Annotated in this window: 13 protein-coding genes; 6 read left to right on the top strand and 7 right to left on the bottom strand. The window is 37.9% G+C overall.

Going from position 1 to position 13,425, the window contains the following annotated elements; genetic code table 11:
* Positions 1-37: 37 nt before the first annotated feature.
* The 6 genes from MHI04_RS18140 to MHI04_RS18165 are packed head-to-tail and all read right to left on the bottom strand — an operon-like array spanning position 38 to position 4,826.
* Positions 38-499 carry a RidA family protein gene (locus MHI04_RS18140; protein WP_036121150.1) on the bottom strand — a complete coding sequence of 154 codons (462 nt, stop codon included), beginning with the start codon at positions 497-499 and terminating at the stop codon, positions 38-40.
* Complete coding sequence (locus MHI04_RS18145; RefSeq protein ID WP_036121153.1) at positions 474-1,505, bottom strand: amidohydrolase family protein; 1,032 nt, start codon at positions 1,503-1,505, stop codon at positions 474-476. Before MHI04_RS18145 ends, MHI04_RS18140 begins: the two co-directional genes overlap by 26 nt.
* Positions 1,496-2,050, bottom strand: a complete 555-nt coding sequence (locus MHI04_RS18150; protein WP_036121155.1) for a 3-hydroxyanthranilate 3,4-dioxygenase — start codon at positions 2,048-2,050, stop codon at positions 1,496-1,498. Before MHI04_RS18150 ends, MHI04_RS18145 begins: the two co-directional genes overlap by 10 nt.
* A 25-nt stretch (positions 2,051-2,075) precedes the next feature.
* Entirely contained in the window at positions 2,076-2,831 is a 756-nt protein-coding gene (locus tag MHI04_RS18155) for an IclR family transcriptional regulator (RefSeq protein ID WP_036121159.1), read from the bottom strand.
* A 22-nt stretch (positions 2,832-2,853) separates the two neighbouring features.
* Entirely contained in the window at positions 2,854-4,329 is a 1,476-nt protein-coding gene (locus tag MHI04_RS18160) for a 4-hydroxyphenylacetate 3-hydroxylase N-terminal domain-containing protein (RefSeq protein WP_036121163.1), read from the bottom strand.
* A gap of 26 nt (positions 4,330-4,355) precedes the next feature.
* Positions 4,356-4,826, bottom strand: coding sequence for a flavin reductase family protein (locus MHI04_RS18165; RefSeq protein WP_036121167.1), 471 nt, complete (start codon positions 4,824-4,826; stop codon positions 4,356-4,358).
* Positions 4,827-5,816: 990 nt separating this feature from the next.
* Between MHI04_RS18165 and MHI04_RS18170 the strand changes: the two genes are divergently transcribed.
* The 6 genes from MHI04_RS18170 (at position 5,817) to dltD (ending at position 11,979) form a co-directional block, all read left to right on the top strand.
* Positions 5,817-7,463: an alkaline phosphatase gene (locus tag MHI04_RS18170; protein WP_271910890.1), complete on the top strand. Its 1,647-nt coding sequence runs from the start codon at positions 5,817-5,819 to the stop codon at positions 7,461-7,463.
* A gap of 278 nt (positions 7,464-7,741) precedes the next feature.
* Complete coding sequence (locus tag MHI04_RS18175; RefSeq protein WP_036121175.1) at positions 7,742-7,879, top strand: teichoic acid D-Ala incorporation-associated protein DltX; 138 nt, start codon at positions 7,742-7,744, stop codon at positions 7,877-7,879.
* A gap of 17 nt (positions 7,880-7,896) precedes the next feature.
* Positions 7,897-9,372 (top strand): D-alanine--poly(phosphoribitol) ligase subunit DltA, encoded by a 1,476-nt coding sequence (gene dltA, locus MHI04_RS18180; protein WP_342535076.1) that lies wholly within the window; start codon positions 7,897-7,899, stop codon positions 9,370-9,372.
* On the top strand, positions 9,369-10,532 hold the full coding sequence (gene dltB, locus MHI04_RS18185) for a D-alanyl-lipoteichoic acid biosynthesis protein DltB (RefSeq protein WP_340809426.1): 1,164 nt from the start codon (positions 9,369-9,371) through the stop codon (positions 10,530-10,532). Before dltA ends, dltB begins: the two co-directional genes overlap by 4 nt.
* 41 nt (positions 10,533-10,573) lie before the next feature.
* On the top strand, positions 10,574-10,807 hold the full coding sequence (gene dltC, locus MHI04_RS18190; protein WP_141904939.1) for a D-alanine--poly(phosphoribitol) ligase subunit 2: 234 nt from the start codon (positions 10,574-10,576) through the stop codon (positions 10,805-10,807).
* On the top strand, positions 10,804-11,979 hold the full coding sequence (gene dltD, locus MHI04_RS18195) for a D-alanyl-lipoteichoic acid biosynthesis protein DltD (RefSeq protein WP_058844371.1): 1,176 nt from the start codon (positions 10,804-10,806) through the stop codon (positions 11,977-11,979). Before dltC ends, dltD begins: the two co-directional genes overlap by 4 nt.
* Before the next feature lie 153 nt (positions 11,980-12,132).
* Here the strand turns inward: dltD and eno are convergent, their stop codons facing one another.
* Positions 12,133-13,425, bottom strand: coding sequence for a phosphopyruvate hydratase (eno, locus tag MHI04_RS18200; protein WP_036124037.1), 1,293 nt, complete (start codon positions 13,423-13,425; stop codon positions 12,133-12,135).

Consider the following 13,425-nt stretch of genomic DNA (forward strand, 5'->3'; position numbering starts at 1 on the left):
AAGAGTGTTTTACCTTTTTCTCAAAGTCGCTTTTTGATTATTCTGAAATTTCAACAACCATTTCTATTTCAATGGCTGTATTATTAGGAAGTTGGGCCATCCCAACTGCTGAACGGGCATGTTTTCCTCGTTCTCCAAAAACATCCACTAATAAATCTGATGCACCATTCATAACTTTTGGCTGTTGTGTAAAATCAGGCGTAGAATTGACCATTCCTAAAATTTTTACAATACGCTTCACCTTCGATAAATCACCTAATTCAGATTTCAATACAGATAACAGGTTAATCATCGATTGGCGACAAGCTGCATAGCCATCATTTACTGTTAAATCTTCACCTAATTTGCCATGATACTGATCGACACCTTGACCTGATGTAAAAATTAAATTACCTGTTCGTACACAACCAACGTAATTTCCAACTGCTTCCCTTGGCTCAGCAAGTTCTATTCCAAGCTCTTGCAAGCGTTCTTCAGGCGTTTTCACTTGATTTACCATTTAGAACCCTGCTCCTTTCTACATTTAAAAATGACATAGCGTTTTCACCTAGAATGGCTTTACGTACTTCTTCTGATAAGTCCAAGGTTTCATCTATGATTTTTCCAGGGTTAATTTCTCTTAGTAAAAATGGATAGTCTGATCCCATCATAATTTTCTCATGGCCAAAACGTTCAATTAAGTAATGTAGATTTTGTGATTCATATACTAATGAATCAAAGTAAAAATTTTTCGTGTAGTGGCTTGGAGGATATTTTGTACGTCTAAGGCTTGGCCAAACATCCCAACCTTGGTCTAGACGTGGAAGAATATAAGGGAATGATCCGCCACCATGGGCAAAACAAACCTTTAAATTCGGACACTTTTCCATTACACCACTCCACACCAAGCTCGCTGCCGCTAAAGCTGTTTCACTCGGCATGCCAATTGTATATAAAAAGTTATGTCTTGGTGTTCTCTCTTGTGCTAAGGTTTCCCAAGGATGAATAAAGAGCGGCATTTCATATTGTTCTGCCGCTTCAAAAAATGGCAGTAAATACTCGCTGTCCAAATTTTCTCCATTGATATTAGTGCCAATTTCAATTCCGGCTAGACCTATTTCTTTGCACCGTTTTAACTCCACAACAGCCGCTTTTGCATCTTGCAACGGTACAGTTCCTAGGCCGATAAAACGATCTGGATGTGCTTTAACAACATCTGCAATAAAGTTATTTTGGAATTGTGCAAGCTCTACCGCTTGTTCAATAGGTGCCCAATAAGAAAATGTGACAGGTACGGGTGAAATAACCTGCATATCTACACCCTCATGATCCATATCCTCAATGCGTTTTTTTGTGTCCCACACTTGATTGGTCACTTCCCTAAATACTTCACCACTTACCATAATATCCGCTCCACAAGAACATTTTTGCTCTAGGACAGGCCACTTATCATTATCATACTTACTAGCAAAATTCGGTAAATCTCTCGGATAAATATGTGTATGAAAATCGATTCTCATTGCCATTCACTTACAGTCTCAGGCATTACATGTCCACAACTATCACATTGACGTAAATCTTTAGAAGCGTTGAAGTAATCAATACCATCTGAGATTTGTTTCCCAATGTTTGTTACTTGTACGCGTAGACGATACAATTCATGGTCACATTCACTGCATAGCCATACTAAATCCTCTAACTCGCCTTCTTTACGTTTTCTCTCCACGACAATTCCATATGTGTCTGCAACGCGGTGTGGTGAATGAGGGACGTTTGCTGGTAGCATAAACATTTCGCCTTCCTTCACTTCAATTACTTCACGTTTACCTTCATCATTAATAACCTCTACAAAACAAGAACCTTTAATTTGATAGAATAGTTCATCTGATGGGTCAACATGGAATTCACGACGAGCATTAGGGCCACCAAGCAACATAATTAAAAACTCAGAGTCTTCCCATAGCACTTTATTATTCACTGGCGGTTTTAGTAAATGCTTGTTCTCCTCAATGATTTTAAAAATGTTTTGAGAACGGGCTTGTAATTTACTTACTTGCGTTGAATTGGACATAATTGAATTCCTCCTAATTTTAAATTTAATAATTTATTGTCATATAGCCTAGTTGTCTCGAAATTAGTTCTGCTGAACGAATTACCTCACGAACAATTGCCTGTTTATCCTTACCGTTCATATAACTTTTTTCACCTACTAAGTTAAGGGCTGCTACAACTTGACCATTATAGGTTTTAATAGGTGCTGCAACCCCATAAGTATTGGACGCATTTTCCTGATCGCTAATGGCATAGCCGTTTTTATAAACTACTTCAAGCTCCTTTTTCAAATCATCTACAGAGGTGATAGTATTGGCAGTTTGCTTAAACATGCCTTTTTCCAACATCGGCAACATAAATGCTGGATTATACGTTAATAATACTTTCCCAATGCTTGTTGAATAAGCAGGATAACGAGTCATACCGACAAATGTTGGTACTATATCCGCATGTGGAGACATAGCCTTGTATACAAATCGAACTTCCCCATTATCAAACATCCCAATATGTGAAGTACCTTTAAAACGCGCAACCAAATTACTTATTATAGGGCCTGCTTCAAAATTAATTTCTTGGTAATACATAACTTTGTTACTCCACTCAAGAATTTTCCAGCCTAATCGGTAACGCTTATCACTGCCTTGCAAGAGAATACTTTCTTGACACATTGTTTTTAAGAAATGATGGACTGAACTCGGAGGTAAATTTAGCTTTTCTGCGATTTCTTTATTACTTAAAGATGGTTCGCCATCCAAAAATAAATCGATAATGCGTGAGATTTTTTTTACCGATGAAATCAAATGCTTCACCTCCAAGTTCAATTTATACTGTTTGTTTCTCGCCTACATCTTCTTTCGCAAGAATGGATTCAACTAAATCAAAGGAGTACCGTTTCTTAAATTTATTGTAGTAAATAGCACGTTTCCGTATTGGATCTCCTGTATAATAGCGTTCGTATTGAAGCGCTCTCATACCAAACCCTTCACCACATAAATCCCAGGCTAGCTTAAAGATTTTCATTCTTAGTTCTGCATCTACACCTTCTCGTCCACCATAATGACGATCAATGCTTGGACGAAGCTCTGGATTTAAGAAATCAGCTTCAGTTGGCATCATTAGCAAACCGCCTGCACCAATTGTTTGCATGACTTCAATGGCTCTCGGATATATTTCTGGCATCATGCCGCGAATGGTCTCTAAAGCATCTGGATTTAATCGCGCTTCACCATGCTCTGTTACCGTAAATTCATGCTCCGCTGTTCGAATCAATGCACGAATGACTTCTACATATTGCACTAATTCGCCGAGATCACGTTGCACATTTAAATATTGATCTACACCAATCGAATCAGCAACCTTACAAGCTACCTCTACAGCAAATGCCAGTTTAATGTATCCTCTAACCCCTGACTGATGTGCGGGCTGTTCAGCAATACCTGTCATTGGATACAGCAAGTTCGCAGCCTCAACGTTGTTATATAAAAACACACGATCCCATGGTACTAATACATCTTCAAAAATGAGTAGTGCATCCATTTCCTCATAGCGGGAAGCCAGTGGATGATCGAATGTTGAACGTGTACCATCTTGAACGGGTTCACGACAAATAATTTTTAACCCTTTCACATCAATCGGTACAGCAAAAGCTAATGCATAACGCTCGTCTCCTGGTACAAATCCTGGGTATGAATAGATAATGACTTCATCCGTAAACGCCGCTAATGTTGCTAGCATTTTTGCTCCGCGGACAACTAATCCATCAGGACGTTCTTCTACTACACCTAAGTGCGTAAACTTATCTGTCTGTTCATGTGATGCTTTACTTCGGTCATTTTGTGGATTCACAATGGCATGAGTTAAGAACACATCATTATCTCGTATATAGCGATAATAAGCTTCAATGTTCTTAGCCCAATCTTGGTTGTATTTCGCCAAGAACCAAGAATTTTGTGCTAAAGAAGTTACCACTGTATTTAAAAAATCTGGTGTTCTCCCCATCAAGCCAAAAGTTTGGCGAGCTACTACTTCAAAAGCTTTACTACGTTTCATAATATCTTCGTAGGATTTTGCAAAAAGGAATGAAGTGGCTACACGCTCCCCTGTTTCATCACATACATGCGTTAAATCTTCTTGATATTTTGGATCATGTTGTAAATCATATAACTTTGCAATTTCTTTAATTGGTTGTTGAAAATAGGGTTCATCGTAAACACTCTCTACTAAACGACCATTTAGCCATACTTCTGGGTTTCTTGACTTTAATGCATCCATAAATTGTTGCCCTGTTCTAATTCCCATAATTAATAATCCCCTCTACTAAATAACTATTGTTGTATGAACTGTTTTGTCGAGCCCATCTTGCCTTCAAAAAATGTAAGCGCTTCACTATTAGTGCGTCCAAAATTAAGGATTTCTCCTATAAATAAAACATGGTCTCCCGCATCCACTTCTTTCCATGGCTTACATTCGATAAAAGCACAAACATCTTCAATTTTTGGAGCTATACCATCTTTAATCCATGTAATTTCAAGCCCTTCTTGCTTACGTCCTGCAAACTGCCATGCTATAGACTCCTGTTGATCTGATAAAATATTAATTGTAAATGCATTGTTTTTCATTTGAGATAACGCATTTGCTTTTTTATCAATAGATACTAGTGCTAGAGCAGGCTCTAACGAAACTGAAGTAAATGAGTTCACTGTAATCCCATTAATCCCCACACCATCAAACCAAGTAACGACCGTCACACCTGTAGGAAATTTTCCAAATGTTTGTCTAAGTAATTTTGTATCCATTTATAGCACCCCCCTTTAATTTATTATCAGTATCATAACAACTTCTCTTCTCCTTGAAATGCATTATATTTCAAATAGTGAAATCAAATAAAATTATTTTTCTACTTTAAACCTCTTTTTTCTATAAAAAATCATTTTTATCTATTTTAACAAAATGATATTTTTGTTCGATTTGATAATCTACTAGTTTAATATGTTATATTTCGTTTGAACTCTCTTTATCTAAAACTATATCAATATTTTTATCGATTCACACTGGAATTAACTGAAAAATCTAAAAATATTTCTATTTATCGCCTGTTTATAAGCTAAAAAGGGAAATATCTATATAGATTGCTTCATGCCATTGTTTATTAATAATTGAACTATGGCATGGTGACGGCTTGCCATTTAATAGAACTTGTACTATACACGGTAATAAAAAGTTGCCTCCAAAGCATTTTTACATACTTCTGAGGCAACATATATTTAGTGAACTAATCGGCAATGAAAATTACCTATTGGCGGCATCATTAGCTACGGCTTTCAAACTAAGCAAACCCACTGTTGAACCAAATGATTTTAAATGCGCAGAAGTTAAGTGTATTTGGCAAGTTAGTGTTAATGGTCATTGGTATCATCTTTCATGATGAAAAACTAAGTTAAGTCATTTATGGACTACTGATATTTATTTGCTGCGACTAGTGCCAATTATGCTTATGCAAAGACTCCATTTATTGTAGTGACTATGACAATGCTGGCTATTTAACAAAAATTGAAATTTAAACGGTTGAAGAAGTATTAATCGAGGATGAAGTTCTTAAATTAGACGGCTCACAGCATCACCAAAGTTTATACTGCCTCAATCGAATCCATGTGATAAACGCACAGATTCCTTCCATTCTTATCTCTTCATTTACAGTATTACCATATTTTATTAACAAATATTTAACAGTAGCTTTACACCCTTCCTTTACACTTACAATTGAAATCATTTAAAGGAGGAAAATCATGAAATACGCAAAAAAATGGACTTCATTGTTTTTAGCAAGTGCTGTAACGTTATCCGCAGTTAGTATCCCACAACAAGAGGTAGAAGCAGCCGAAGTAAAGAAACCGACAAATGTCATTATGCTTGTAATGGATGGGAGCAGTAATAATGCGGTTACCCTTTCTCGTTGGTATAAGGGTGAGGGCTTAGCAATGGATGAGATTTTATCTGGTGCTATGCGCACGTATTCTGCTGAATCAGCCATTACAGATTCTGCGCCTGCTGCTACGGCTTTAGCAACTGGTCATAAATCGAATGATAAATATGTAGGCGTTTTACCATCCGTGATTAATTCCCCTGGTTTAGCACAAATTTCTCAACAAGATGCCTTCCGACCTGTAGCCAATGTGCTAGAAGGAGCTAAACAAAAGGGCAAGGCGACTGGACTGATTTCTACTTCTGAAATTCAACATGCAACGCCAGCTGGTTTTTCAGCGCATGTTAACAATAGAAGTCAATATGGTGATATTGCTGAACAGCAAGTTTACCAAAATATTGACGTCGTTTTAGGTGGTGGCTTAGAGTCGCTGTCACCAGGAACTACAAAAAATGCCCGTCAAGATGGCGAGGATTTAATCCAGGTTCTGAAAGAAAAAAATTATGATTTAGTTCAAACACGTGATGAACTATTCAAAAGTCAGTCTTCAAAAATTTGGGGAAGCTTTGCACCAAGTGCACTTGCCTATGATTTAGATCGCGCTAAAACAAGAGCATCCGAGCCTACGCTTGCTGAAATGACGAACAAGGCAATCAATACGCTAAAAAAGGATGAGGACGGCTTCTTCCTCTTTGTTGAAGGTAGCAAGGTCGACTGGGCAGCACATGCCAACGATACAATCGGTATCATTAGCGATATTTTATCGTTTGATGATGCTGTAAAAGAAGCGGTTAATTTTGCGAAGGAAGATGGCAATACATTAGTTATTGCCGTAACAGACCATGGAAATAGCGGGATTACGATGGGGAATGCCAACACGACTAATACCTACTCCAGTATTCCAGTCTCTGCTTACATTGATCCGTTGAAAAAAGCGTCCATGACCGTTGAGGGAGCATTAAGTCAATTAAAAGAAGACCGTTCTAATTTAAAAGAAGTGGCTGCCCTTTATGGCTTAGATCAATTAACAAAGACTGAATTGACTAAACTAAAACTTTCTAAAGACTTAGGCAGTGAAATGGTCAAAATGCTGGCAAATCGTGCGAACATTGGCTATACGACAGGTGGTCATACCGGTGAGGATGTGTTTTTATATTCATTCGGTCCATCTAAGCTGACAGGGCTAGTAGAAAACACTGATTTAGCTCATACAATGGCGCAATTCATGGGCTTTGACTTAAATACACTTACAAATGATTTATATGTGCCAGCAACAAAGGCATTTACGGAAAAAGGCTTTACAACAAAAATTGACTTATCCGATAAAGAAAACCCAACATTTATTGCACAAAAGGCAGATGTGATGGTGAAAATCCCAGTCAATAAAAACACAATGCTGTATGAGCAAACTTCAACAAACACTGTAAAGACCCATACATTTGACACAATAAATATCTATAATGGCTCTGAATTTTATGTATCAAAAAAAGTTTTGAATGCCGTGAAATAAAAACAATAGCGCGAACATAAGTTGAGATTATTCCCTTATGTTCGTGCTTTTTTTACATAAAAAGACCAACCAATAGTTTGTAAAATCTACACTTTCCCCCATAACCTTAAATTTACCTTAAATTAATCTTATGATTTACTGAATTCACCTTAATTCAGCAACATTTTTCTCCACATTCCGTCAAATCAGTGTTAAAAACATAAGGTAAGGATTTTTCACTAGTAAATTACTATTTTTTGAAAATTTAATCCTATACTTTTTTCATTGGAGGTGGACAAATGCAATCCATCAAAAATAACGAGCCTTTGCGCTTTATTGCCTTGACGCTATTTTATTTGATCGTTTTGGTACTGCTGTTTCTTATACATGGTTTCCATGATATGAACGCTGGACCATTTATATATACGGAATTTTAAATAAAGGAGATTTTATAATGTTAAGTATTTTAGCAGCTATTGAACGCGTGGCCCTCCAGCAGCCACAAAAAACTGCTTATCAAACGCACCATGCTTCCTTAACATACGGTGAGCTTTGGCACTTATCGGATAATGTAGCTGATTATCTGATGAAGCTTAACTTGCGGAGACAACAACCTATTGTCGTTTATGGACATATGTCCCCCCTACAAATTGTCGCCTTTTTAGGTGCTGTAAAAGCTGGTCACTCATACGTACCTGTTGACTCTTCAACGCCAATAGAAAGATTACAGCTTATTTTAGAAGCATCTGGAGCAGGTTTATTATTGATAACAGAGCCATTACACATGCTCACAAATATCCCTGTTATGGCGGTGAGTGATATCTTAGCGAGTTCCTCAAAGGATGTTACCCTATCATCAGCGACATGGGTGCAAAACGAGGAAATCCATTATATTATTTACACTTCTGGTTCAACTGGTCAACCAAAAGGTGTCCAAATAACAGCTAGTAATTTAGCACATTTTGTCTCTTGGATGCACAAAAACTTCCCTTTACAGGACGACGGTGTATTTTTAAATCAAGCGCCTTATTCCTTTGATTTATCTGTCATGGATCTGTACCCGGCTCTTGTTGGAGGTCACACACTTTACGCGATTACACAGCAAGAAATCGCCAATCCTAAAGCATTATTTGATTCTTTAGCTACGTCGAATACTCGTGTTTGGACTTCTACACCTTCCTTCGCCAAGATGTGTTTAATGAACAAAGAGTGGAACCAGCAGCTCATACCGACATTAGATACTTTTTTATTTTGCGGCGAGGTTTTACCAATAGCGGTATGTAAAGAGTTAATGTCACGCTTTCCACAGGCTACCATTTATAATTTATACGGTCCTACGGAAACAACGGTCGCGGTATCCTATGTAGAGGTGTCTAAAGCATTAGTGGAACGCTTTGAACAATTACCGATTGCCCCTATAACGGAGCCGAACGTCGCTTTATTAGAGGATGGTGAAATTGTTATTTCAGGCCCAACTGTCAGTGCAGGGTACTTGGGAGCTCCTGATTTAACAGCGAAGGTTTTTTCAACAGTAGCTGAACAACGCATCTATCTAACAGGTGATTTAGGCTATGAGCAGGATGGTTATTTATTCTTTTCTGGGCGCAAGGATTTCCAGGTTAAACTACATGGTTATCGTTTGGAAATTGAGGAAATTGAAAAACAAATTAGCAACCTACCACCCGTTTCAAGCTGTGTTGTTGTACCGATTTATAAAGAAAAGGAGATCATCTCGCTTAGTGCACATGTTGTTTTGCGCGAGCCATTAACAGACTCTCCCTTCAAAATGACAAAGCAGTTAAAAACACTTCTATCAGAGTATTTGCCTGCTTATATGGTACCAAAAACGTTTAAATATATGGACGCTTTACCATTAAATCCGAACGGTAAGGTTGATCGTAAAGGATTGGCGGTTATGGAAACAGTATGACGCCTTATGGAAATATAGCATTCTTTGTGATCATCGGACTTTTATTACTACCAACAATCCTATTGGGTTTACAAGGCAAATCTTCTAAATACTATAATCTATTTGTGTCATTGATTGTCTTAGCTCTTATCTTTGGACATTCATTGAATGGGTCCATTTCGCTCATTCTATTTACGGTCTTTCAGATAGTCCTTATTGTGGCTTATCAGCGTTACCGCCTTCAGCAAAATAGTGGAACAATCTTTATAATAGCTGTACTCTTGTCGATATTACCACTTGTCCTTGTGAAGGTACTACCGATTCTTGGATTACATCATTTATTTGGCTTCCTTGGTGTGTCCTACATTACATTTAAAGCAGTGCAAATGATTTTAGAAACCCGTGACGGCTTAATGAAAGAGAAAATTCCTGTCATAGAGCTAGCGTATTTCTTACTATTCTTCCCTACAGTATCATCAGGGCCGATTGATCGCTGGCGACGTTTTACAAAGGATTTTCATACTGTACCTTCCTCGGAGGATTATCAAAAGCTGCTGTTAAGTGGGCTCAACTATATCTTTGTCGGCTTTTTATATAAATTTATTTTGGCGTATTTAATTTACAACTACACCCTCATTTATTTGCCAAATCATACGTATAACTATTTGACACCTTTCCAGGGGCAATTAGCGTATATGTATATGTATAGCTTTTACTTATTCTTTGATTTTGCTGGCTATAGTGCATTTGCTGTTGGTGTGAGCCGAATAATGGGCATACAAACGCCTATTAACTTTAATCGTCCATTCGCAAGTCGCAATATTAAAGACTTTTGGAACCGTTGGCATATGAGTCTTTCCTTTTGGTTTAGAGATTACGTCTATATGCGCTTTGTGCTTTGGATGACGAAGAAAAAGTGGCTGAAAAATAAATTCGCTATTTCGTATATAGGCTTCTTTTTACTATTCTTTTTAATGGGTATTTGGCATGGCCTAGAATGGCACTTTGTGATCTACGGACTCTATCATGCCCTATTAATTATTAGCTTTGATAAGTTTGAACGCTGGAATAAAAAGCATAAGCGCTGGCCTAAAAATAAGTGGACCCATGCTATTGGCGTCTTCATTACATTTAATGCCGTATGCTTTGGCTTCTATATTTTTTCTGGCAAATTATTTTAACCAAGGGCTGAAAGAGCCTGTTCAATAAAGGAGAATTATTAATGAATCAACAACAAGTTTTAGAAATGCTAGTCGAGTTATGTGAAGATGAAATTATTGTAGAGAACCCAGATATTGATTTATTTGAAGAAGGTTTGCTAGATTCGTTTGGGACAATTAATTTATTAGTAGAAATTGAAAACCGCTTTAATATTTCTGTACCTATAACTGATTTTAATCGTGAAGAATGGAATACACCGAATCGAATTGTAGGGAAATTAGCTGAAAGACAATGATGAAAAAAGGCTTTCTCTCTCTATTTATCGCCTTTGCTCTTTTTACTGGCTTTGTCTTCTTTCCGAATGCATGGATCAAGGCGTGGATTTCCGATGAGGATGTGGAGCAAGCCAAAACAAACATGTCTCCACTTGTCTTTCAAGGTACGTATTTACAGGAACGCATGTTACAGGAGCCTCATTCCATGCCTTTGTATGGCTCCTCTGAATTAAATCGTTTTGACCCTTTCCATCCCTATAATTATGCGCGAGCATCTGAAGCGCCGTATTCAACATTTATGATTGGGCGTGGGGGAATGCAGTCCATTACTCATTTTTTAAATTTTGCTGCTCAAGAGGGAAATTTAAAGGATAAAAAATTAGTTTTCATCATCTCCCCACAATGGTTTACAGAAAAGGGCATGGGTGAATTTCACTTTTCACCGAATTATTCGATGTTACATGCCTATGATTTAGCTTTTAATCAAGAGATGGATGCCGACCTTCGTAAACGCGCCATGGAACGACTGCTAGAATTTGATACCGTTGAGCGGGATCGTCTCTTAAAAACAATGTATCAATATCAAATGTCAAACGGTAAGGAAAAGCCGATTACGGGACGTTTGGCGATGGTGGCAGGGCGCTTCCATAAGGAATTGCTAGAAAAGAAGGATTTATATTATTCCCTTTTCCCACGTAAAGGTCATCACTTAAAAAGCAATGACAAGCTCATTGCCAATCAAAGCTTTGAACAGCAATTACAGCATGCTGAGGCGTACGGAAAGAAACGGGTTTCCAATGACTACATGATTGAAAATCGCGCTTACCAGCGACTTGTTAATGCTAATTTTTCAAAGTTTAAAGGAATGCGAAAGAAAGAGGATTACACGAAGTCTCCGGAATATAAAGATTTTCAATTGGTCATGGATGTGTTAAAAGATGCTGGTGCCAAGCCATTATTCGTATCCATTCCGGTTAATGGCTACTGGTATGATTATAATGGCTATCCAGAGGAACGTCGTCAGCAGTACTATGATAAGATGCAGCAAGTATTAAAGGCTGCCAATGTTGACTACGTTGATTTTACAGACCATGAATATGACCCTTATTTTATAATGGATACGATTCATATTGCCTGGAAGGGCTGGGTCTATCTCGATCAAGAACTAGACCAACATTGGGCACAGCCATAAAAAGGAACTGTAGACAAACTCAAAAAAATTGAGAGTTTGTCTACAGTTTTTTTCTTTTATAATGACATAAAGTAAAGCCGTTGATTTCCACTTCAATAGGCACAAAAAGAAATGCCCCAAAGTATCAATAAACTTTGAGGCATTTTTTGTCTATTATTTAAGGTTGTAGAAAGATTGTAATCCAAGGAACTCTGCTGTTGAACCAAGTTGATCTTCAATGCGAAGAAGTTGGTTATATTTTGCTACACGGTCTGTACGTGAAGGAGCACCTGTTTTAATTTGACCAGCATTTGTAGCAACGGCGATATCTGCAATTGTTGCATCTTCTGATTCACCAGAACGGTGAGAGATAACAGCTGTGTAACCAGCACGTTTCGCCATTTCGATTGCTTCAAATGTTTCAGTTAATGTACCGATTTGGTTTACTTTGATTAGGATTGCATTTCCTACGCCTTGCTCAATACCAGCCGATAATTTTTTCGTATTTGTTACAAATAGGTCATCACCTACTAATTGCACACGACTACCGATGCGATCTGTTAATAGCTTGTGGCCAGCCCAGTCGTTTTCGTCTAAGCCATCTTCAATTGAAATGATTGGGTATTTGTTTGTTAACTCTTCGTACCAATCAACCATTTCTTCAGAAGTTTTCACAACACCTTCACCATCTAAGTGATATTTGCCATCTTCTTTGTTGAATAGTTCAGATGATGCTACGTCCATAGCAAGTCGAACTTCTTCACCTGGTTTGTAGCCTGCTTTTTCAATCGCTTCTAAGATAACTGTAATCGCTTCTTCGTTAGAGCCAAGGTTTGGTGCGAAACCACCCTCATCACCTACTGCCGTGTTGTAGCCTTTTGCTTTTAGAACCGCTTTTAGGCTATGGAAAATCTCAGCGCCAATGCGTAATGCATGACGGAAAGATTCAGCCCCAACAGGCATAACCATGAATTCTTGAATGTCTACATTGTTATCTGCGTGAGCTCCACCATTTAAAATGTTCATCATTGGTACTGGTAATTGTTTAGAATTAAACCCACCAAGATATTGATAAAGAGGTACATCTAAATAATCTGCCGCAGCATGTGCAACTGCCATCGATACACCTAGAATTGCGTTGGCACCTAGCTTGCCTTTGTTTTCTGTGCCATCTAGCTCGATTAAAGCTTTGTCGATGACAACTTGGTCAAGAACTGAATAGTTACCCTCTAATTCTTGCGCAATAATTGTGTTTACATTTTCAACTGCTTTTAATACACCTTTGCCTAGGTAACGAGATTTGTCACCATCGCGTAATTCCACCGCTTCGTATTCACCTGTTGATGCACCTGATGGTACGATTGCGCGTCCAAATGCGCCTGATTCTGTAAATACTTCAACCTCTACTGTTGGGTTCCCACGTGAATCTAAAACTTCGCGCGCATAAACTTGTGTAATAAATGGCAT

Origin of the sequence: Lysinibacillus sp. FSL K6-1151, from assembly GCF_038630755.1 — a bacterium.
GTDB lineage: Bacteria > Bacillota > Bacilli > Bacillales_A > Planococcaceae > Lysinibacillus > Lysinibacillus fusiformis_D.

Excerpts from the sequence above, each read along its gene's own strand:
- MHI04_RS18165 (WP_036121167.1), bottom strand. The coding sequence starts at position 4,826 with ATGGATACAAAATTACTTAGACAAACATTTGGAAAATTTCCTACAGGT.
- dltD (WP_058844371.1), top strand. The coding sequence starts at position 10,804 with ATGATGAAAAAAGGCTTTCTCTCTCTATTTATCGCCTTTGCTCTTTTT.
- MHI04_RS18140 (WP_036121150.1), bottom strand. The coding sequence starts at position 499 with ATGGTAAATCAAGTGAAAACGCCTGAAGAACGCTTGCAAGAGCTTGGA.
- MHI04_RS18150 (WP_036121155.1), bottom strand. The coding sequence starts at position 2,050 with ATGTCCAATTCAACGCAAGTAAGTAAATTACAAGCCCGTTCTCAAAAC.
- eno (WP_036124037.1), bottom strand. The coding sequence starts at position 13,425 with ATGCCATTTATTACACAAGTTTATGCGCGCGAAGTTTTAGATTCACGT.
- MHI04_RS18175 (WP_036121175.1), top strand. The coding sequence starts at position 7,742 with ATGCAATCCATCAAAAATAACGAGCCTTTGCGCTTTATTGCCTTGACG.
- dltA (WP_342535076.1), top strand. The coding sequence starts at position 7,897 with ATGTTAAGTATTTTAGCAGCTATTGAACGCGTGGCCCTCCAGCAGCCA.
- MHI04_RS18160 (WP_036121163.1), bottom strand. The coding sequence starts at position 4,329 with ATGGGAATTAGAACAGGGCAACAATTTATGGATGCATTAAAGTCAAGA.
- dltB (WP_340809426.1), top strand. The coding sequence starts at position 9,369 with ATGACGCCTTATGGAAATATAGCATTCTTTGTGATCATCGGACTTTTA.
- MHI04_RS18170 (WP_271910890.1), top strand. The coding sequence starts at position 5,817 with ATGAAATACGCAAAAAAATGGACTTCATTGTTTTTAGCAAGTGCTGTA.
- MHI04_RS18145 (WP_036121153.1), bottom strand. The coding sequence starts at position 1,505 with ATGGCAATGAGAATCGATTTTCATACACATATTTATCCGAGAGATTTA.
- dltC (WP_141904939.1), top strand. The coding sequence starts at position 10,574 with ATGAATCAACAACAAGTTTTAGAAATGCTAGTCGAGTTATGTGAAGAT.